Origin of the sequence: Micromonospora maritima, from assembly GCF_902825405.1 — a bacterium.
Lineage (GTDB): Bacteria > Actinomycetota > Actinomycetes > Mycobacteriales > Micromonosporaceae > Micromonospora > Micromonospora maritima.
On sequence record NZ_CADEAU010000045.1, the window covers coordinates 1 to 20,276 of the forward strand.

The 20,276-nt window shown below is 74.4% G+C and carries 19 protein-coding genes and 1 pseudogene; 10 read left to right on the plus strand and 10 right to left on the minus strand.

Translation table 11 applies throughout. The features are described from left to right. The first annotated feature begins 134 nt into the window (after nucleotides 1–134). From HUW36_RS07590 to HUW36_RS07605, 4 genes are read left to right on the plus strand one after another with little or no spacing between them, the layout of a single operon-like run. Nucleotides 135–1,469, plus strand: a complete 1,335-nt coding sequence (locus HUW36_RS07590; protein WP_174527466.1) for a hypothetical protein — start codon at nucleotides 135–137, stop codon at nucleotides 1,467–1,469. Continuing rightward, a complete protein-coding gene (locus HUW36_RS07595; RefSeq protein ID WP_246247954.1) occupies nucleotides 1,466–2,392 on the plus strand; it encodes a glycosyltransferase family 2 protein in 927 nt (308 codons plus the stop codon). Before HUW36_RS07590 ends, HUW36_RS07595 begins: the two co-directional genes overlap by 4 nt. Further along, nucleotides 2,392–3,249: a glycosyltransferase gene (locus HUW36_RS07600; protein WP_174527467.1), complete on the plus strand. Its 858-nt coding sequence runs from the start codon at nucleotides 2,392–2,394 to the stop codon at nucleotides 3,247–3,249. Before HUW36_RS07595 ends, HUW36_RS07600 begins: the two co-directional genes overlap by 1 nt. A 29-nt stretch (nucleotides 3,250–3,278) precedes the next feature. Then, nucleotides 3,279–4,964 (plus strand): glycosyltransferase family 39 protein, encoded by a 1,686-nt coding sequence (locus HUW36_RS07605; RefSeq protein WP_246247956.1) that lies wholly within the window; start codon nucleotides 3,279–3,281, stop codon nucleotides 4,962–4,964. Here the strand turns inward: HUW36_RS07605 and HUW36_RS07610 are convergent. Continuing rightward, complete coding sequence (locus HUW36_RS07610) at nucleotides 4,961–6,142, minus strand: hypothetical protein (RefSeq protein ID WP_174527468.1); 1,182 nt, start codon at nucleotides 6,140–6,142, stop codon at nucleotides 4,961–4,963. The two genes, HUW36_RS07605 and HUW36_RS07610, sit on opposite strands and share 4 nt — an antisense overlap. Nucleotides 6,143–6,267: 125 nt before the next feature. Between HUW36_RS07610 and HUW36_RS07615 the strand changes: the two genes are divergently transcribed. Genes HUW36_RS07615 through hutH form a run of 6 tightly spaced genes read left to right on the plus strand, consistent with a single transcriptional unit; the run spans nucleotide 6,268 to nucleotide 14,153 of the window. Further along, nucleotides 6,268–7,113 carry a MurR/RpiR family transcriptional regulator gene (locus HUW36_RS07615; RefSeq protein ID WP_174527469.1) on the plus strand — a complete coding sequence of 282 codons (846 nt, stop codon included), beginning with the start codon at nucleotides 6,268–6,270 and terminating at the stop codon, nucleotides 7,111–7,113. A 12-nt stretch (nucleotides 7,114–7,125) separates the two neighbouring features. Beyond that, nucleotides 7,126–8,772 (plus strand): urocanate hydratase, encoded by a 1,647-nt coding sequence (hutU, locus tag HUW36_RS07620; protein ID WP_174527470.1) that lies wholly within the window; start codon nucleotides 7,126–7,128, stop codon nucleotides 8,770–8,772. 11 nt (nucleotides 8,773–8,783) lie between these two features. Continuing rightward, on the plus strand, nucleotides 8,784–10,004 hold the full coding sequence (locus HUW36_RS07625) for an allantoate amidohydrolase (protein WP_174527471.1): 1,221 nt from the start codon (nucleotides 8,784–8,786) through the stop codon (nucleotides 10,002–10,004). Continuing rightward, nucleotides 10,001–11,353, plus strand: a complete 1,353-nt coding sequence (locus HUW36_RS07630; protein ID WP_174527480.1) for a formimidoylglutamate deiminase — start codon at nucleotides 10,001–10,003, stop codon at nucleotides 11,351–11,353. The genes HUW36_RS07625 and HUW36_RS07630 overlap by 4 nt, the downstream gene beginning before the upstream one ends. Before the next feature lie 44 nt (nucleotides 11,354–11,397). Then, a complete protein-coding gene (gene hutI, locus HUW36_RS07635; protein ID WP_174527481.1) occupies nucleotides 11,398–12,618 on the plus strand; it encodes an imidazolonepropionase in 1,221 nt (406 codons plus the stop codon). Continuing rightward, entirely contained in the window at nucleotides 12,615–14,153 is a 1,539-nt protein-coding gene (gene hutH / locus HUW36_RS07640; RefSeq protein ID WP_174527472.1) for a histidine ammonia-lyase, read from the plus strand. Before hutI ends, hutH begins: the two co-directional genes overlap by 4 nt. A 13-nt stretch (nucleotides 14,154–14,166) precedes the next feature. Here the strand turns inward: hutH and rdgB are convergent, their stop codons facing one another. The 9 genes and pseudogenes from rdgB to HUW36_RS07685 form a co-directional block, all read right to left on the minus strand. Further along, the gene (gene rdgB, locus HUW36_RS07645) at nucleotides 14,167–14,790 is read right to left on the minus strand and encodes an RdgB/HAM1 family non-canonical purine NTP pyrophosphatase (protein ID WP_174527473.1); all 624 of its coding nucleotides are present in this window, start codon (nucleotides 14,788–14,790) and stop codon (nucleotides 14,167–14,169) included. Beyond that, complete coding sequence (rph, locus tag HUW36_RS07650) at nucleotides 14,787–15,515, minus strand: ribonuclease PH (protein ID WP_174527474.1); 729 nt, start codon at nucleotides 15,513–15,515, stop codon at nucleotides 14,787–14,789. The genes rdgB and rph overlap by 4 nt, the downstream gene beginning before the upstream one ends. 54 nt (nucleotides 15,516–15,569) lie before the next feature. After that, complete coding sequence (locus tag HUW36_RS07655) at nucleotides 15,570–16,316, minus strand: MBL fold metallo-hydrolase (protein ID WP_174527475.1); 747 nt, start codon at nucleotides 16,314–16,316, stop codon at nucleotides 15,570–15,572. Between the two features lie 229 nt (nucleotides 16,317–16,545). Continuing rightward, nucleotides 16,546–17,511 carry a PLP-dependent cysteine synthase family protein gene (locus tag HUW36_RS07660; protein WP_174527476.1) on the minus strand — a complete coding sequence of 322 codons (966 nt, stop codon included), beginning with the start codon at nucleotides 17,509–17,511 and terminating at the stop codon, nucleotides 16,546–16,548. Between the two features lie 9 nt (nucleotides 17,512–17,520). Continuing rightward, nucleotides 17,521–17,865 carry a MoaD/ThiS family protein gene (locus tag HUW36_RS07665; protein WP_091581023.1) on the minus strand — a complete coding sequence of 115 codons (345 nt, stop codon included), beginning with the start codon at nucleotides 17,863–17,865 and terminating at the stop codon, nucleotides 17,521–17,523. A gap of 67 nt (nucleotides 17,866–17,932) precedes the next feature. Next, nucleotides 17,933–18,421 carry a M67 family metallopeptidase gene (locus tag HUW36_RS07670; protein ID WP_174527477.1) on the minus strand — a complete coding sequence of 163 codons (489 nt, stop codon included), beginning with the start codon at nucleotides 18,419–18,421 and terminating at the stop codon, nucleotides 17,933–17,935. A 55-nt stretch (nucleotides 18,422–18,476) separates the two neighbouring features. Next, nucleotides 18,477–18,980, minus strand: coding sequence for a DUF2017 domain-containing protein (locus HUW36_RS07675; protein WP_091584094.1), 504 nt, complete (start codon nucleotides 18,978–18,980; stop codon nucleotides 18,477–18,479). Continuing rightward, entirely contained in the window at nucleotides 18,977–19,267 is a 291-nt protein-coding gene (clpS, locus tag HUW36_RS07680) for an ATP-dependent Clp protease adapter ClpS (protein WP_091269570.1), read from the minus strand. The genes HUW36_RS07675 and clpS overlap by 4 nt, the downstream gene beginning before the upstream one ends. 115 nt (nucleotides 19,268–19,382) lie before the next feature. Continuing rightward, nucleotides 19,383–20,276 (minus strand): annotated as a pseudogene (locus HUW36_RS07685) (P-loop NTPase family protein); the annotation flags it as partial.

Genomic DNA, 20,276 nt, shown 5'->3' on the forward strand with positions numbered 1-20,276 from the left:
CGCGGCGGTGCGCGCGGCCACCCGCCCCGGCGCGGGGAACGAGCGGCGCCGCGCGCTGGCCCGGGAGTACGCCGCCCGGCACTCCTTCGCCGGCTGCGTGGACACCTGGCTCGACCTCTACCGAACGGTGGCCCATGACGCCCGCTGAGCGACGGCTCTGGTCGGTCGGGATCCCGATCGCGCTCGGGGTGGCCCTGCTCGTGTCCACCTGGGACGCCGGGATCGCGGTCACCATCGCCCTGGCCTGCGGGGCGCTGGTGGCCGCGCGCCGCCGGATGTGGGCGTTGGCCGCGTGCGCCGCCGTCTGGACCGCCGCGTTGACCGCCGTGCGCGTGCTGCCCGGCCCGTACGACTCCTGGGCCGGCCGCGGGGTGCTGCCGGTGCTCGCCGGCTACGTGACCGTCTTCCTGCTCGCCTGGGCGGCCGGGCGCCGGCTGGTCGACCGGCGGGACGACGCCGACGGACGGTCCCGGCCGGAGCTGTCCTGGCCGTCCGAGCGGCGCCTGCTGACCTACCTGGTCGTGCTGCTCGGTGTCGCGGCGGCGACCGCGGCGATCCGCTTCCGGGGCACCGTGCCGCCGCTGCTCGCCGACAACCCGGACGCCGCCCGGCAGGTGCTCCGCGAACAGTCGAACCTGGTCATCGGTCTGCTCTCCGAGGCGTGGACGCTCGGGATGGGCATCTCGCTGCTGCGCGCGCTGTCCGGGCGGCGGCGGGCGCTGCCGGTCTACTACGCGCTCGCGGCGGTCTTCACCGTCGGCGCCGCGCTCGGCGCGAGCAAGAACTCGGTGCTGGTGGGCATCGCGCCGGCGCTGATCGCCGCGCTGTCGGTGCGGCGCACCCGGGGGCGGGCCGCGAGGTTCCTGGCCGCGCGGACGCCGGTGGTGCTCCTGATCGGCGCCGTCGCGCTCGGCGCGGCGGTGTTCCTCGGCGGGCAGCGCACCATGGCCGGCACCGGCGCGTTCGAGACCGAGTTCCGGGCCCGTTACGGCAGCAACGCGTTGACCAGCAGCGCCGGTTCGCTCGACCTGTCCCTCAGTTCCTCCACCGAGACGTTCGGTCGGGTCTGGTCGCAGCGGGAGCACCTGGACCCCCGGTACGGCACGTACTCGCTGACGTTCCTCGGCTCCCGGGTCGAACCGATCGTCGGCAGGGCGGACCTGTACGGGTTGACCTCGCAGCTCAGCCAGCCGTACCTGATGAACACCGCGACCTTCGTGGCCATCCCGCTGCTCGACTACGGGCCGCTCGGCGCGGTGTTCTTCCTGCTCGCGCTCGGGCTGGCGGTCGGCGCGACGGAACGGTGGTTCGAGTTCTCCGCCGCGCCGGCCGGGCAGTTGGCGCGCGCGTTCGTCGTCTACTTCGCCCTGTTCGGCGTCTACGAGCTGTATCCGCTGATCTATCCGACCTGGCTGAGCCTGGTGCCCGGCCTGTGGATCCTGCACCGGCTGGGGAGGACCACGGCGTGAACGGGACGTCGTTCGACGGGCTGACGGTGGTCACCGTCCTGTACCGGTCCGCCGGGATGCTGGCCGAGACGCTGCCCACCTGGGTACGCAGTGCCGGCGACCTGCCGGTGCGGTTCGTCTTCGCGGACAACTGGCCGGCCGACGGGTGCGCCGACGTCGTCGCCGCCCACCTGCCCGCCGACCGGTACGTCCACCTGCCCGACGACGGCAACCCGGGTTTCGCGGCCGGCTGCAACCGGGCGGTGGAGAAGGTCGGCACGAGCCACGTCCTGCTGCTGAACCCGGACGTGTGGCTACCCGACGACGCACTGGCCCGGATCTGCGCCGCCACGGCCGAGGACCCGGAGACCCCGATCGCGGTCGGCCTGGCCATGCACGGCGGCGAGTACGTCGGCATCGACCTGAACCCGGTCTCGCTCTTCATCGACCGTCCGGCGGCGGTGGCCCGGGCGCCGCTGGGCCCGTCCGGTGGGGCGGCGGTCTTCCCCACCGCGCTGTACCGCCGGTTCGGCGGCTTCTACGAGCATCTGTTCGCCTGGGGTGAGGACGCCGACCTGGCGTTCCGGCTCTACGCCGCCGGCCTGCGCACGCGCGGGCTGGATCTGGTGCTGCCGCACGCCGGCGGGCACAGCGTGGACGGCGACGAGCGGTTGCAGGGGTTCCGGGCCTTCCTGCTGGCCCGCAACCGGCTGCTGGTGGCGGCGCGCACGTTCAGCTGGCCGTTGCTGCTGGTGGCGGTGCCGGTGCTCGCACTGGCGCACGTCGCGCTGGCCGCCCGCCGGGCCCGACAGGGCCTGCTGCGACCGTTCCTGCGGGGCGTCGCGCGCGGACTGGTGGAGGGGCCGGGGGCCCGGCGGCGGTGGACCGGCCGCCGGTTCGGGTTCGGTTCGCTGCTCGGCTACCTGACCGTTCGGAGGGCGTGATGGCGGGACCGGTGTGGACCGTGGTGACGGTCACCTACAACTCGGCGGAGACGCTGCGTCGCTGCTGGCGCGGCGGCAAGCCGTACGAGTGGCTGGTGGTCGACAACGCCTCCGCCGACGACTCGGCGGCCGCCGCCGAGGAGCTGGGCGCCCGGGTGATCCGGTTGCCGGAGAACGTCGGCTTCTCCCGCGCCAACAACGTGGCGCTGCGCCAGGCGGCGGGCCGCTACGTGTTGTTCGCCAACCCGGACCTGGAGGTGCGCCCGGCGGGCCTGGACGCGCTGGCCCGGCACCTGGACACGCACGGCGGACTGGTCGCGCCGCAACTGCTCGGCACCGACGGCACGCCGCAGGCGAACGGTCGCGGATTCCCGTACGCCACCGCGAAGCTGGGCAACCGTCGGGTGTGGCCGCTGTCCCGCCTGCACGCGTCCTACCGGATGGTGGCCGGTCCGGGCGAGGTGGTGCACGTCGCCTGGCTGATGGGGGCCGCGGTGGCGGGCCGGACCGCGGACGTGACCGCGCTGGGCGGGTGGAACGAGCGGTTCTTCCTCTACTACGAGGACCACGAGCTGGGTCTGCGCGCCTGGCGGCACGGGCTGCCGGTGGCGCTGCTCGGCGACGTGCGGTGGACCCACCACTGGGCCCGGGCGACGAACTCGTTGCGCTGGTCGCGGGCGCACACCCTGGAACTCCGCGGCGCCCGGACCTTCTTCGGCATGTTCCCCGAGTTCCTGGTGGGGCTCCCCCGCCCGGCCCGCCGACACCGGCGGGCCGCACGGATGATCGGATCGCCGGTGCCGTCCACCGTGGCCGGTCTTCCGGAGGACGCGGGGCCGGACGCTCGGGGCCGCTGACGCGAACGCTGCTTTGATACGGTCTCGCCGTGTCCGTGACACGCCCGCTGCCGGCGTTCTCCCCTGCGGTGGCGCCCGGGTCACCGGCGACGGCGACGGCGTCCCGACCGGGGGGTTTCGCCGCCTCCGGGTGGGACCGGGTGAGCCGGTCGCCCTACTGGCCGGTCGCCGGCCTGCTCGTGGCGTTCGGCGCCGGGCTGCGGATCCGGCAGTGGGGCTTCGCGCGCAGTTTCTGGAGCGACGAGCTGTACGTGGCGCACAACGTGCGCGAGCGTGGCTACCTGGACCTGTTGCAACCGCTGGCGTTCAGCCAGTCGGCACCGCCCGGTTGGTTGTGGTTGGAACGGTTCTCCTTCGAGCACCTGGGTGACTCCGAACGGTCACTCCGGCTCGTGCCGCTGCTGTTCGGGCTGGCGCTGCTGCCGCTGGTGGCCGGGCTCGGGCGGCGGCTCCTGCCGCCGCTTGTCGCGCTGGTGGCGCTGCTGCTCGTCGCGGTCGCCCCGTTCCTGATCGGCTACTCGAACGAGCTGAAGCAGTACAGCGCCGAGGCCTTCTTCGTGACCGTGGTGGTCGGGCTGGCACTGCTGCTGTCCCGGGGCGTGCCGAGCTGGGCCGGCGCGGCCCTGTTCTGGTCCGCCGCGGCGGTCGCGGCCGTCTTCAGCACCCTGTCGATCCCGGTCGCCGGCTCGCTCGGCGTGCTGCTGGTCGCGCAGACGCTGACCCGTCCGGGGCGACTGCCGGCCCAGCGGTGGCGCGACCTGGGACGGTTCCTCGCCCCGGCGCCGGCCTGGGCCGCAGTGGCGCTTGTGGTCTACGTCCTGTTCCTGGCGCCGGGGCTGGCGGACCAGCAGCTCGCCGCCTACTGGCAGGGCAAGTCGATCTATCCGGCCCACCCGTTGACCGACCTGCCGGCCACCGTGGACTGGTTCGCCGCGACGTACCGCAGCCTGGCGACGGTGCCGTTCGTGGCCTGGTCCGCGTGGGTCGTCGTACCGCTGCTGGTGCTCGGCGCGGCCGCCGGCCTGCGCCGGCTCTCCACCGTCGCGGTGCTGGTCCTGCTCACCCCGCTCGCGGCCGGGCTCGCCGGGGCGGCGCTGTCGGTCTACCCGTTCAACGGCCGCCTGGCGCTCTACGCGGTGCCGGCCTGCCTGGTGCTCGCCGCGCTGGCCGCCGCGCCGCCGGAGGTCCGGGCGGGGATGCCGGCCCGCGTCCGCTGGGCGGCCGGGGTGGTGCTCCTCCTGGCTCTGGCGGTGCCGCAGCTGGCCACCGCGGTAGTGGCGACGGTGCATCCGGCGCGGGCCTTCGCCCAGGGCGGCGGCGCCAACGCGGTCGACTACCGCACCGCTCTGGACTACCTGGACGCCCGGCGGCGCCCCGGCGACCTGGTGCTGGCCACCACCGTCTCGTGGAACGCCCAGTCCTGGTACGGGCCCCCGGCGGACGCCTACGTGGTCGCGGCGGGCCCCGGCGGCTGTCCGGGAAGGACGGTGGCGACGCTGCTGCCGGGGCGCTCGCGGGTGTGGCTCTTCCAGGCGACCGACTGGGCCGACGTGGCGAACCGGGACGTCATCGTCCGGCTCGGCGGTGGGGGCGTGGCGGTCGCCGAGCGGCCGTTCGGTGGTGCCCGGGTGGTCCGCTTCGACCTGGTCGCCGGCGTCACCAAGGGGACGGACGTGTGCCTGGTGCCGCCGCCGAACGGTGCGGCCGTCCGCTAGCTGTGCCGCTGCCAGAGGTCGCGCAACGCGTCCCAGTTGCCGCCGAGGCCCGCCCCGCACGGGGTCTCCATGTAGATCGCGGCGACCTTGTCGTCCCGGCCCCACCAGATGCCGCAGACCGGGCGGCCGTCCTGGCCGTTGCCGGCGTACTCGACGTAGTTGCCGGTGGCACCGCTGACCCCGCCGGTGGCCTGCGAGGCCTCCCGCATGCCCGGGGCGAGCGCACGGCCGATGATGCCCATCTGCTGGCGGAAGGCCCGGGCGGCCTCCTTCTTCTCGGCCGACTCGTATGCCGCGAAGTGCAGGGACACGCCCAGGTAGCGGCAGAAGACGTGCTGCTTCTCGCCGTCGGCGAGGCCGGGGCCGCTCTTCTCGGTGTTGATCGCGCACCCGCCGACCTCGCCGAGCCAGGGCTCGGCGAGCGGCATGAGCTCGGCGTCGAACTTCGCCTTGTTCAGCGAGAGCTGGGTGGCCTCGTAGAGCGCCGGGGAGGCACTGGCCGAGGGGGTGGACGGCTCGTCGCCGTCGGCGAGCGCCCGGCCGGCGAGCAGCCCGGCGCCGCCGGCCAGCACCGCGGCCATCACCACGCCGCCGATCCAGAGACCGGTCCGGCTGCGCGGCGGACGCGCCACCGGGGCGATCCGGGGGCCACCGGTCGAGGTGAGCGGGTCGGGGGCGGTGGCCTGGGCGGGGATGACCGGGACCGGCATGCCGGGTGAGACCGGCGCGCCGGACGACGGCGCGCCGGAGACCGGCTGCTGGGGCGCCATCGCCCACGGCTGCGGGCTCCACGGCAGTTGGGGCGGGGACGAGACCGGCTGCGGCGGCGCCGAGACCGGCGGCGGCGGCGGGAGGATCTCGGCCGTCGCGGTGCGCTGGTAGTCCATGCCGAGGGAGCCGAACAGCCGCTCGGCGGCGCCGTCCTCCTCGGACGGATACGCCACCCAGGGCTGGCCGGCGGTGAAGTCGGCGTTGACGTAGCGGTGACCGCCGGGCGTCTGCGCCAGCACGTTGGCGGCGTTGGTGAAGGCCTCACGCCACCGCTGGTCGCCGGCCGCCGCCCCGTCGAGCGTCGCCACGGTCACCGGCCGGTCCTGCCCGTCGAGCGCCGCCCAGGCCCTGCCGACCTGGCACTCGCCCAGCACCTCGGTGAACCTGTACGGACCTTCCGGCTGCATGCCCCACTCCTCTGTTCACCCGCCGTGCGGATAGTACAGAGAGCACGCTCGCGGGTCCGCCCTGCGGTCGGATGGTCGGCGGCGCGCCCTTGCGTAGTGAAAGTTTTCATGCATAGAGTCAGCCTGTGAATGAAAGCGGCGCGTCCCGCCCCGACCGCCTGCTCGACCTCTTCCACGGCGTCCGCCTCACCCCGACCCAGCGCCGCATCGCCCACTGCCTGGTGCGGCACGCCGGCGCGGCGGCGTACCTGTCCGCGGCGGAGGTGGCCGAGCTGGCCGGCGTCAGCCAACCCTCGGTCACCCGGTTCGCCATGGCGCTCGGGCACGACGGCTATCCCGCGCTGCGCCGCCGGCTGCGGGAGCTGACCGCCACCGGCGCGGCGGACCCGACCGCCGGAAACGCCCTGCAACGGGCCGTGCACGCCGAGATGGAGAACCTCGACCGGCTCTCCACGCAGCTCGCCGACGCCGACCGGATCGCCGGGGTGGGCCGGCTGCTCGCGGCCAGCCGCCCGCTGCCCGTGCTCGGCCTGCGCGCCGCCGCCCCACTGGCCGCGTACTTCGCGTACTTCGCCGCGAAGGTGCACCCGGACGTGCGGGTCCTCGACGACGGCGGCAGCCTGCTCGCCGACCGCCTCGACCAGGCGGTCGCGGCCGGCGCCACCGCGCTGCTCGCCTTCGTGCTGCCCCGCTACCCCCGGGAGACGCTGGACGCGCTCCGCGAGGCCGCCGACGCCGGGCTGACCGTGGTGGCGATCACCGACTCCCCGGTGAGCCCGGCGGCCGACCACGCCGACGTGGTGCTGCCCGCCGCCGTCGGCGCCGACCTGGTCTTCGACCTGCACACCGCACCGATGACCCTGGCCATGGTGGTGCTCCAGGCGATCTGCGACGCCGCGCCGGCCGAGACCCAGACCCGACTCGAGGCGTTCGAGTCGTCCGCCGCCCGCCGCCAGTTGTTCCTCGGCTGAGAGGAGTACGAGATGCACCAGCCCGTCCGCGCCGCCCGTGGCACCACCCGCACCGCCAAGGGGTGGCCGCAGGAGGCCGCCCTGCGGATGCTGATGAACAACCTCGACCCCGAGGTGGCCGAGCGCCCCGAGGACCTGGTGGTCTACGGCGGCACCGGCAAGGCGGCCCGGGACTGGCCGTCGTACCACGCGCTGGTGCGGACGCTCACCGAGCTGCGTGACGACGAGACCATGCTCGTGCAGTCCGGCCGCCCGGTGGGGGTGATGCGCACCCACGAGTGGGCGCCGCGGGTGCTCCTGGCCAACTCCAACCTGGTCGGCGACTGGGCCACCTGGCCGGAGTTCCGTCGCCTCGAATCGCTGGGCCTGACCATGTACGGGCAGATGACCGCCGGGTCCTGGATCTACATCGGCACCCAGGGCATCCTCCAGGGCACGTACGAGACGTTCGCCGCGGTGGCCGCCAAGCGCTTCGAGGGCACGCTCGCCGGCACGCTGACGCTCACCGCCGGCTGCGGCGGGATGGGCGGGGCGCAGCCGCTCGCGGTCACCATGAACGGCGGCGTCTGCCTGGTCGTGGACGTGGACCGCACCCGGCTGGAGCGGCGGGCGCACGACCGCTACCTCGACGAGATCGCCGACTCGCTGGACGACGCGGTCGAGCGGGCGCTCACGGCGAAGCGGGACCGGCGGGCGCTCAGCGTCGGCGTGGTCGGCAACGCCGCCACCGTCTTCCCCGAGCTGCTGCGCCGGGGCGTCGCCATCGACGTCGTGACCGACCAGACCAGCGCGCACGACCCGCTGTCGTACCTGCCGGAGGGCGTGGACCTGGCCGACGCGCGGGACTACGCGGCGGCCGAGCCGGCCGAGTTCACCGACCGGGCGCGGGCGTCGATGGCGAAGCACGTGGAGGCCATGGTCGGCTTCCTCGACGCCGGCGCCGAGGTCTTCGACTACGGCAACTCGATCCGGGGCGAGGCCAGGCTCGGCGGATACGAGCGGGCGTTCGACTTCCCCGGGTTCGTGCCCGCGTACATCAGGCCGCTGTTCTGCGAGGGCAGGGGCCCGTTCCGCTGGGCCGCGCTCTCCGGCGACCCGAAGGACATCGCCGCCACCGACCGGGCGATCCTCGACCTGTTCCCGGAGAACGAATCGTTGGCGCGATGGATCCGGATGGCCGGCGAACGGGTCGCGTTCCAGGGCCTGCCGGCGCGGATCTGCTGGCTCGGCTACGGCGAACGCGACCGCGCCGGGGTGCGGTTCAACGAGATGGTCGCCTCCGGCGAGCTGAGCGCGCCGGTGGTGATCGGCCGGGACCACCTGGACTGCGGCAGCGTGGCCAGCCCCTACCGGGAGACCGAGGCGATGGCCGACGGCTCCGACGCGATCGCCGACTGGCCGCTGCTGAACGCGCTCGTCAACACCGCCAGCGGGGCGTCCTGGGTGTCCATCCACCACGGCGGCGGCGTCGGCATCGGCCGGTCCATCCACGCCGGCCAGGTCTGCGTCGCCGACGGCAGCACCCTCGCCGGGCAGAAGATCGAGCGGGTGCTCACCAACGACCCGGCGATGGGCGTGATCCGCCACGTCGACGCCGGCTACGACGACGCCCGCGAGGTCGCCGCCCGCACGGGCGTGCGCGTCCCGATGAGCGAGTAAGGAAGGGCCCCTTGTTAACGCATTCTGCATATGAAGGGCCCCCTCCTAACCGGTTCCGGGAGCTGTGGGACGAGATCGCCCCGGTCGGGCGGGACGCCGGCAGCGGCGGCTACCTGCGCCACGCGCTCACCGAACCGGAACTCGCCCTGCGCGCCTGGTTCCGGGACCAGGCCGACCAGCGGGGCATGCCGGTGTCCGAGGACGGCAACGGCAACCTGTTCGCCTGGTGGGGCGACCCCGAGACCGGCGGCGCGGTGCTCACCGGCAGCCACTTCGACTCGGTGCCGCACGGCGGCGCGTACGACGGTCCGCTCGGCATCGTCAGCGCGTTCCTCGCCGTGGACGAGCTGCGGACGGCCGGCGTCACCCCGGACCGGCCGGTCGTGGTGGCCGCGTTCGTGGAGGAGGAGGGCGCGCGGTTCGGCGTACCCTGCCTGGGGTCCCGGCTGCTCACCGGCGAGATCGAGGTCGACCGCGCGGCCGGGCTGCGCGACCAGGCCGGGGTGAGCTTCGCCGACGCGCTCGGCGCGCGGCCGGCCGGCGCCGACCCGACGCTGCTCGGCCGCTTCGCGGCCTTCGTGGAACTGCACGTCGAGCAGGGCCGCGCGCTTGTCGACGCGGACGCGCCGGTCGCGGTGGCGTCCGCCATCTGGCCGCACGGCCGGTGGCGGTTCGACTTCACCGGCGAGGGCAACCACGCGGGTACGACGCGGATGGCCGACCGCCGCGACCCGATGCTCACCTACGCGTTCACCGTGCTCGCGGCGAACAAGGAGGCCCGGCTGCGCGACGCCCACGCCACCGTGGGCCGGGTGTCGGTCGAGCCGAACGCCACGAACGCGATCCCGTCCCGGGTCACCGGCTGGCTGGACGCCCGAGCGGCCGAGGCGGACACGCTGTACGGTCTGGTCGAGGCGGTCCGGACCAAGGCCACCGAGCGGGCCGGCCGGGACGGCACGGCACTGACCTGCACGCAGGAGTCGGCGACCCCGCTCGTCGCGTTCGACGGTGGGCTGGCCGACCGGCTGACCGCGCTGCTCGACGTGCCGGTGCTGCCGACCGGCGCCGGACACGACGCGGGGGTGCTGGCGGCGCACCTGCCCACCGCGATGCTGTTCGTGCGCAACCCGACCGGGGTGTCGCACTCCCCCGCCGAGTCCGCCACCGACGCCGACTGCGCCGCCGGGGTCGCCGCCCTGGCCCGGGTGCTGGAGGAGCTGGCATGCCGCTGACCCGCTGGCTGGCCGAGTACGCCTGGCTGCCCGACCACGCCGAGCCCACCCCGGACGTGCTGATCGAGGCGACGGACGGGCGGCTCACCGCCGTGACTCCGCTGACCGGCGGGGGTTCGCCGGCCGCCGGCGTGGAGGTGCTCGGCGACGCCACCCGACTGCCCGGGCTGACCCTGCCCGGCCTGGCGAACGCCCACTCGCACGCGTTCCACCGGGCGCTGCGCGGGCGCACCCACGACGGGCGCGGCGACTTCTGGTCCTGGCGGGACCTCATGTACTCCGTCGCCGCCCGCCTCGACCCCGACTCCTACCTGGCGTTGGCCCGGGCCGCGTACGCGGAGATGGCGCTGGCCGGGATCACCTGCGTGGGCGAGTTCCACTACCTGCACCACGGCCCCGGCGGCACCCCGTACGACGACCCGAACGCGATGTCCGCCGCGCTTGTCGAGGCCGCCGCGCACGCCGGGATCCGGCTCACCCTGCTGGACGCCGCCTACCTGACCGGCGGGGTGGACGGCGCGGAGCTGGTGGGACCGCAGCGCCGTTTCGGCGACGGCGACGCGCTGCGCTGGGCGGAGCGGGTCGACGCGTTCCGTCCGGCCGACGAGCACGTCCGGCTCGGCGCGGCGATCCACTCGGTCCGCGCGGTGCCCGCCGAGCAGCTCGCCACCGTGGCCGGCTGGGCCGACCGGCACGGGCTGCCGCTGCACGTGCACCTGTCCGAGCAGCCGGCCGAGAACGACGCCTGCCGGGCCGCGCACGGCTGCACCCCGACCCGACTGCTCGCCGACCACGGCGTGCTCGGCCGGCACACCACCGCCGTACACGCCACCCACCCGACCGCCGGGGACGTGGCGCTGCTCGGTGACAGCCGCACCGGCGTCTGCCTCTGCCCCACCACCGAGCGGGACCTGGCCGACGGGATCGGCCCGGCCCGGCGGATGGCCGAGGCGGGCAGCCCGCTCAGCCTCGGCAGCGACAGCCACGCCGTGGTGGACCTGTTCGAGGAGGCCCGCGCGGTGGAGCTGGACGAGCGGCTGCGCACCCGGAAACGGGGGCACTTCGGCGCCGTCGAGCTGGTCACCGCCGCCACCGTGACCGGGCACGCCGCGCTCGGCTGGGGTGACGCCGGCCGGCTCGCCGTGGGCGACCGGGCCGACCTGGTGACGGTACGGCTGGACAGCGCCCGCACGGCCGGCGTACCGCCGGTCGGCGTGTTCTTCGCGGCCACCGCCGCCGACGTGACGCACGTGGTGGTGGACGGCCGGACCGTGGTCGCCGACGGCCGGCACCTGACCGTCGACGTTCCCACCGAGCTGGGGGACTCCATCGCGGCGGCGCTGTCGTGAGCGTCGGCGGCTTCCCCGGACGGCCGGTCCGGCCCGGCGACCCGGTGCGGCCCGCATCGCGCAACACCACCAGCCTGCTGGTGGACAACATCGGCGAACTGGTCACCAACGACGGCCGGGGCGGCGACCCGCTGGGCGTCCGCCGCGACGCCGCCGTGCTGATCGAGGACGGGCAGGTGGCCTGGGTCGGTCCGGCCCGCTACGCGCCGGCCGCGGACCGGCGGATCGACGCCGGCGGCGCGGCGGTGCTGCCCGGCTTCGTGGACAGCCACGCCCACCTGGTCTTCGCCGGTGACCGGGCGGCCGAGTTCGCCGCCCGGATGGCCGGCGAGCCCTACACCGGCGGCGGCATCCGCACCACCGTCGGCGCCACCCGCGCCGCCTCCGACGACGACCTGCGGGCCACCGTGCGCCGGCTGCGCGCCGAGATGCTGCGACAGGGCACCACCACGGTCGAGATCAAGAGCGGGTACGGCCTGAGCGTCGCCGACGAGGCCCGCTCGCTGCGGATCGCCGCCGAGTTCAGTGAGGACACCACGTTCCTCGGCGCGCACGTGGTCCCCGCCGAGTACGCCGACCGCCCGGACGACTACGTGGGGCTGGTCTGCGGGCCGATGCTGGCCGCCGCCGCGCCGCACGCCCGCTGGATCGACGTGTTCTGCGAGCGGGGCGCGTTCGACGTGGACCACGCGCGGGCCATCCTCGCCTGTGGGCAGGCGGTCGGGCTGGGCGTGCGGGTGCACGCCAACCAGCTCGGCCCCGGGCCGGGCGTCCAACTCGCGGTGGAACTCGGCGCGGCAAGCGTCGACCACTGCACCCACCTGTCCGACGCCGACGTGGACGCACTGGCGTCGCACCGGATCGGCTGCATGTGCCCCGACGGCGAGCACACCACCACCGTCGCCACACTGCTGCCCGGGGCGGAGTTCTCCACCCGGTCGCCCTACCCGGACGCGCGCCGGCTGCTCGACGCCGGGGTGACCGTGGCGCTGGCCACCGACTGCAACCCCGGCTCGTCGTACACCTCGTCGATGCCGTTCTGCGTCGCACTTGCCGTACGCGAGATGCGGATGACCCCGGCGGAGGCGGTGTGGGCCGCGACCGCCGGTGGGGCGGCGGCGCTGCGCCGCACCGACGTCGGCCGGCTGACCCCGGGGGCCCGGGCCGACCTGATGATCCTCGACGCCCCCACCCACCTGCACCTGGCCTACCGGCCGGGTGTGCCGCTGATCCGCCAGGTTCTGCACAACGGAGTGCCGCGATGACCACCGTGACCATCCTGTCCACCGGGATCACCCCCGCCGACGTGCTCGCGGTGGCCCGCGGCACCGCCAAGGTCGTGCTCGACCCGGCCGCCACCGACGCCATGGCGACCAGCCGGTCCATCGTGGACGGCATCGAGGCCGCCGGCCGCCCGGTCTACGGCGTCTCCACCGGCTTCGGGGCGCTGGCCAACACGTTCGTCGCCCCCGAGCGGCGGGCCGAGTTGCAGCACGCGCTGATCCGCTCGCACGCCGCCGGCGTGGGCGCGCCGATGCCCCGCGAGGTGGTACGCGCCATGATGCTGCTGCGGGTGCGCTCGCTCGCGCTCGGCCGCTCCGGCGTCCGCCCGCTCGTCGCCGAGGCGCTTGTGGACCTGCTGAACCACGAGGTCACGCCGTGGGTGCCGGAGCACGGCTCGCTGGGCGCGTCCGGCGACCTGGCGCCGCTGGCGCACTGCGCGCTGGCGCTGCTCGGCGAGGGCTGGGTGCTCGGCCCGGCCGGCGACCGCATCCCGGCCGCCGACGCGCTGCGCCGGGTCGGGCTCAAGCCGGTGTCGCTGGCCGCCAAGGAGGGACTGGCGCTGATCAACGGCACCGACGGCATGCTCGGCATGCTGTTGCTGGCCGTCTCCGACGCCCGGCACCTGTTCGCCATGGCAGACGTCACCGCCGCGCTGGCCATCGAGGCGATGCTCGGCTCGGAGCGGCCGTTCCTGCCCGAGCTGCACGCCATCCGCCCGCATCCCGGGCAGGCCGCCTCGGCGGCGAACATCCACCGGCTGCTCCAGGGTTCGGCGGTGATGGACTCGCACCGCGACGACCTGGCGCACGCGGTGCAGGACGCGTACTCGATGCGCTGCGCCCCGCAGGTGGCCGGCGCGGCCCGGGACACGCTCGACTTCGTCGAGGTGGTCGCCGGCCGGGAGCTGCTGTCCGTGGTGGACAACCCGGTCGTGCTGCCGGACGGGCGGGTCGAGTCGACGGGCAACTTCCACGGCGCGCCCCTCGGCTTCGCCGCCGACTACCTGGCCATCGCCGCCGCCGAGGTGGGCGCGATCGCGGAACGGCGGGTGGACCGGCTGCTCGACGTGGCCCGCAACCGGGACCTGCCGGCGTTCCTCTCCCCCGACGCCGGGGTGAACTCCGGGCTGATGATCGCCCAGTACACGGCGGCCGGCATCGTGGCGGAGAACCGCCGGTTGGCCGCCCCCGCCTCGGTCGACTCGCTGCCCACCAGCGGCATGCAGGAGGACCACGTGTCGATGGGCTGGGCGGCCACCAAGAAGCTGCGCACGGTGCTGGACAACCTCACCAGCCTGCTCGCGGTGGAGCTGCTGGCGGCCGTACGCGGGCTCCAGCTGCGCGCGCCGCTGGAGCCGTCCCCCGCGGGCCGGGCGGCACTGGCCGCGCTCGGCGAGACGATCGGCGAGCCGGGGCCCGACGTGTTCCTGGCTCCGCTGATGGAGGCGGCGCGGGAGGTGGTACGCGGACCGGCGCTGCGGGCCGCGATCGAACGCGAGGTCGGCCCGCTCGGCTGAGCGGACCGGCCGGTCAGGCGGCGGGCGGGAGCACCTTGGCGACCAGCTTGGCCAGCTCCCGCAGCGCCTTGCCGCGGTGGCTGACCGCGTCCTTCTCCTCGGGCGTCAGCTCGGCGTTGGTCCGCTCCTGCCCGTCACCCAGGAAGATCGGGTCGTAGCCGAACCCGCCCTCGCCGCGCGGCGCGCGCAGCAGGCGGCCCGGCTGCCGGCCGTCGACCAGGTGCTCCTTGCCGCCGGGCAGCACCAGCGCCACCGTGCAGACGAAGGCCGCGCCGCGGTGCTCGTCCGGCACGTCGGCCACCTGGTCCAGCAGGAGCTGGAGGTTGGCCCGGTCGTCGCCGTGCCGGCCGGACCAGCGGGCGCTGAACACGCCCGGCATGCCGTTGAGCGCGTCCACCGCGATGCCGGAGTCGTCGGCGATGGTCGGCAGACCGGTGCGCCGGCAGCCCTCCCGGGCCTTGATCAGCGCGTTCTCGCCGAACGTCAGGCCGGTCTCCGGCAGCTCCGGATATTCCTCGACGTCGTCGAGGCCGACCAGGGCGATCCGGTGGGCGCCGAGCGCGCCGTCCAGGATCCGCTGCAACTCGACCAGCTTCTTGCGGTTACGGGTGGCCAGGAGCACCTTGTTGTCGGTCACAGGTTCAGCGCCTTCCGCTGCGCGTCGGCCAGTTCCAGGCAGCCCGCCACGCCCAGGTCGAGCAGGGCGTCGAGCTGGTCGCGGGCGAAGACACCGGCCTCGCCCGTCCCCTGCACCTCGACGAAGTCGCCGGTGCCGGTGCAGACCACGTTCATGTCGACCTCGGCGGTCACGTCCTCGGCGTAGCAGAGGTCGAGCATCGGCTCGCCGCCGATCACGCCGACGCTCACCGCGGACACCGAGCGGTGCATCACCTTCTCCACCTTGCCGGTGAGCGCCTTGCGCTCGGCCAGCCAGGTCACCGCGTCGTACAGGGCGACGTACGCGCCGGTGATCGCGGCGGTGCGGGTGCCGCCGTCGGCCTGGAGCACGTCGCAGTCGAGCACCACCGAGTTCTCGCCCAACGCCTTCAGGTCGACGCAGGCACGCAGGCTGCGCCCGATCAGCCGGGAGATCTCGTGGGTACGACCGCCGACCTTCCCCCGGACGCTCTCCCGGTCCGAGCGGGTGTTGGTGGCGCGGGGCAGCATCGCGTACTCGGCGGTCACCCAACCCAGCCCGGAGCCCTTGCGCCAGCGCGGCACGCCCTCGGTGACGCTGGCCGTGCAGAGCACCCGGGTCGCGCCGAACTCGACGAGCACCGAGCCCTCCGGATGGGTGCTCCAGCCCCGGGTCAGGGTCACCGGTCGGAGTTGGTCGGGCCGCCGCCCGTCAGGTCGCGCCATGCCTGCACCCTATGCGGTGCGGTGATCGCCCCGCCCGCCGGTGCCGCCAGGCGGTCAGATGTCGTAGCTGGCACCCGCCCGGACCACCTCGAGCGGCCCGGCGTACGCCCCGGCCGCCGCCTCCACGGTGTCCGACTCGCTGCCCCACGCGGGGACGAGGTGGGTGAGCAGCAGCCGGCCCACCCCCGCCTTGGTGGCCGCCTCGCCGGCCTCCCGGCCGGTCAGGTGCAGGTCCGGCGGGTTGTCCACCCCGTCCATGTAGCTGGCCTCGCAGAGGAACGCGTCGGCGTCCTGGGCCAACCGCAGCAGCGCCTCGCAGGGCGCCGTGTCGGCGGAGTAGCAGAACACCCGGCCGCCGTGCTCCAGCCGCACCCCGTACGTCTCGACCGGGTGGTTCATCCGGTCGACCGTGACGGTGAACGGACCGATCGGGAACGTGCCCGGCTGGAGGCCGTAGAACTGGTAGACGTCCTCCACCGAGCCCTCCTCCTGCCCGTACGCGCTGGCCAACCGGTCCGGCGCGCCGGAGGGGGCGTACATCGGCAGGGGCGGGTACGGGCCGTCCGGCGCGTACCGGCGCACCACCACGTAGGACACCGCGTCGAACATGTGGTCGCAGTGCAGGTGGGTGAGGAGGACGGCGTCCGGGGCGTGCAGCCCGACGTAGCGCTGGAGCGTGGAGAGCGAGCCCACCCCGAAGTCGATCAGCAGCCGGAACCCGTCGGCCTCCATCAGGTAGGCGGAGCAGGGTGACTCGGGCCCGGGGAAGCTGCCCGCACAGCCGAGGACGGTCAGTCGCATCCGGTCGCCTCGATCTCACCGTGGGTAGTCGACCCGTCGGCAGTCGCCCCGCCGCCGTTGATCTCTACCGACGCGCTCGCCACGCTGCGCAGCCTACGCGTCGGCCCGGTCGGGCAAGAATCATCTGCCGGAAGTTGTCATCAACGTGACACCCGTACACGTCCGGTCCCGGGAGGACGACGACGGTCCGGCCGACGACACGTCGCCGACCGGACCGGCCGTCGGGCCGTCAGGCCCAGAGCTGACCCTCCAGGGCGTCCTCGGCGTCCGCGAGGGTGCCGCCGTACGCCCCGGTCGACAGGTACTTCCAGCCGCCGTCGCAGACCACGAAGGCCACGTCGGCGCGGCGGCCGTCGCGGACCGCCTCGTGTGCCACGGCGAGCGCGGCGTGCAGGATCGCGCCGGTCGAGAACCCGGCGAAGATCCCCTCGACCTCGACCAGCTGCCGGGTCCGCAGCACCGCGTCCCGGGTGCCCACCGAGAACCGCCGGGACAGCACCCCGGCGTCGTACAGCTCGGGCACGTAGCCCTCGTCGATGTTGCGCAGGCCGTAGACGAGCTCGCCGTAGCGCGGCTCGGCCGCCACGACCTGGATCCCGTCGACCTTCTCCCGCAGGTAGCGGCCGGTGCCCATGAGCGTGCCGGTGGTGCCCAGCCCGGCCACGAAGTGGGTGATGCCCGGCAGGTCGTGCAACAGCTCCGGCCCGGTCGTCTCGTAGTGCGCCCGGGCGTTCGCCTCGTTGCCGTACTGGTAGAGCATCACCCAGTCCGGGTGGTCGGCCGCGATCTGCTTGGCGGTGGCGACGGCCTGGTTCGAGCCGCCGGCCGCCGGCGAGAAGATGATCTCCGCGCCGTACATCCGGAGCAGCTGCACCCGCTCGGTCGAGACGTTCTCCGGCATCACGCACACCAGCCGGTAGCCACGCAGCTTCGCCACCATGGCCAGCGAGATGCCGGTGTTGCCGCTGGTCGGCTCCAGGATCGTGTCGCCGGGGCGGAGCCGGCCGGCCTCCTCGGCCGCGCGGACCATGAACAGGGCCGCGCGGTCCTTGATGCTGCCGGTCGGGTTCCGGTCCTCCAGCTTGGCCCAGAGCCGCACCGGCGGCGCGCCGTCCGGGACCGTCGGGGAGAGCCGCGGCAGCCCGACCAGCGGCGTGCCGCCGGAGGCGTCGAGCAGGCTGTCGTACCGCGCCATGCCGACCCCCTAGCGGGCGGCGGTGGCGCGCGCCGCGACCGCGTGCGAGGCGATCGCCGCCGCCGCGGCGAAGCCGAACGCGCCGCCGGCCACGGCCGGCAGGATGGTCACGCTGTCGCCGTCGTTGAGCTTGGCGTCGAGCGCGCCCAGGAAGCGGACGTCCTCGTCGTTGACGTAGACGTTGACGAACCGGTGCAGCGCGCCGGCGTCGGTGACCAGCCGGGCCCGCAGGCCGGCGTGCCGGGAGTCCAGGTCGGTCAGCAGGTCGGCGAGCGTGTCACCGCTGCCCTCGACGACCTTCGCGCCGCCGGTGTAGCTGCGCAGGATGGTGGGGATGCGAACCTCGATGGCCATGATGTCTCGTGCTCCTCGTTCGGGGACGTGCCAGGTGACGGAAAGGAAAGGTGGGCCGGCGCTGGAATCAGCGGTCGGAACACTCGTAGTCGACCGTCGCCGGGCTCTGCCCGAACATGTAGGACTGGACGGCGTGCGGGTCCACGGCGGCATCCACGATCTCGACCGGCTCCTCGGTGACCACGCCGTCGACGATCCGGAAGGAGCGGATCTCCTCGGTGTCGGGCTCACGGGTCGAGACGAGCAGGTAGTGCGCTCCCGGCTCACCGGCGAAGGAGACGTCCGTGCGGGACGGGTAGGCCTCCGTGGCGGTGTGCGAGTGGTAGATGACGACCGGCTCCTCGTCGCGGTCGTCCATCTCGCGCCAGACCCGCAACTGCTCCATCGAGTCGAACTCGTAGAAGGTCATCGAGCGGGCGGCGTTGTCCATCGGGATGTGCCGGGTCGGGGTGTCGCTGCCGGCGGGACCGGCGACCACGCCGCACGCCTCGTCCGGGTGGTCCCGACGCGCGTGGGCGACGATCGCGTCGATGATCGACCGGTCGATGCTCAGCACGCCGCCCAGCCTAGCGCCTGGCCGTCCCGGGCGGCGAGGTGGCGACCGTCACCACTCAGTCGATGAGCGCGTTGAGCAGGGACTCCTGCAGATATCCGAGATAGGCGTAGACCGACAGTTGGAACACCCGGGACGAGGCCGGGTCCGCGGCGACCGCGTCGTCGAGCTCCTCACCCAGGTCGGTGCCGTCCTTGATCTCCAGCCGGACGCCCATCGCCAGCCGGGCGTCGTTGAGCGCCCGCAGCCACGCCTCGGCCGCCTCCGCGTCCAGCCGCACCTCGCCACCGGCGTCGCCGTCGGGCAACGCGGCGAGGATCGCGCCGGCCTGGTCGATCTTGGCGGTCTTGAGGTCGCCCTCGGTGTAGCGGCGGAACTCGGCCGTGCCGGCGGCGTCCTCCGGATAGACCTCGGGGAACAGCCGGCCGACCACCGGGTCGCCGTGGTCGAAGCCGTCGGTCAGCAGGCCGACCACCTCGGAGGCGACCTTGCGCAGCACGCGCACCTCGTCGACGGCGAAGGTCGCCACGTAGCGGTCGCCCCGGCGACGGAACATGCTCATGAGCGGTCCACCGTCGCCCACAGGCCGTACGCGTGCAACTGCGACGCGTCGTGCTCCATCCGCTCCCGGGCCCCGCTGGAGACCACCGCCTTGCCCTTGTGGTGCACGTCCAGCATGAGCTGTTCCGCCTTTTCCCTGCTGTACCCGAAGAGCTTCTGGAACACCCAGGTCACGTACGTCATCAGGTTGACCGGATCGTCCCAGACGATGGTCACCCACGGCCGGTCGGAGACCGGCACCTCTTCGGTGTCCGGCGTCTCGACCGGCGCAACCTGTGGAGCCGCCATGCCCCCCATCGTGCCACCGGATCCGGGGAACCGATGAACCGGAACGGCGCGGCGGTCGGGATCACCCGCCCGGGCCGCGTACGTCGGCCCGGCCGCCCCCGCGGCGCCCCTGTTCTCAGGCAAGCAGAATGCCGTGGTCGACAGCATCGGTGAGCACCGCGCTCAGCGAGAGACGGATCACCTCGAAGCGGCGGGACACCTCCCGGGACAGTTCCAGCTCGACCTCGCGCAGGGCCCGTTGGGCCCAGGAGCGGGCGGCGCTCGGGTCGTCGTTGCCCGGCGACCGCCAGTGCTGCCAGCAGCCGCCGTTGAGCGCCACGCCGATCGGCGGCAGCACCTCGTCCCGCTCCGCGCCGGGCAGGCCGGCCAGCGCGTCGAGAGCGCCGGCACCGGTCAGCCCGGCCACCCCGGCCGTGCTGGTGACCAGGAGCACCCGGTCCAGTTCCCGGCTGTCCGGATGGTCGGCCAGGCCCCAGCGCACGGCGTGGTCGATCCGCCGGCGCACGCCCTCGGCCAGCGGCGTGCCGAACACCCGGCCGGCGGCGTCCTCGACGATGTTCCGGACCGCCTCGTCGCACTGGGCCGTGGCGAGCAACGACAGCGCCTCCAGCTCACGGTCGAGCAACTGCGGCAGACCCGCACAGCCGACCCCGAAGACGATCTCCTGCACCACCCGCAGGTGGATGTTGGCCAATTCCAGGGCGAGGTGCTGGCGGATCCGCTGGGCGCAGGAGCGGGCCTGACGGTCGATCCGGTCGGTCAGCTCGGCGGGTTCCACCCCGGCCGTCACCGGCACCCGGCCGTGCGCGCCGGGCGGCTCCGGGGGTCGGGCGCTGGCCCGGCGCAGACCCTCGTCGGCGGCCCAGCCGACCAGGGCCCGACGCAGGTTGGGCAGCTCCGCCCGGCGGGCCGGGAACCACCGGGCCGACGCGAGGGCGGGCACCGCGGCCAGCAGCGACGCGCGATGGGCCGCGATCGAGACCGCCACCGGGTCGAGCCGACCGGCGGG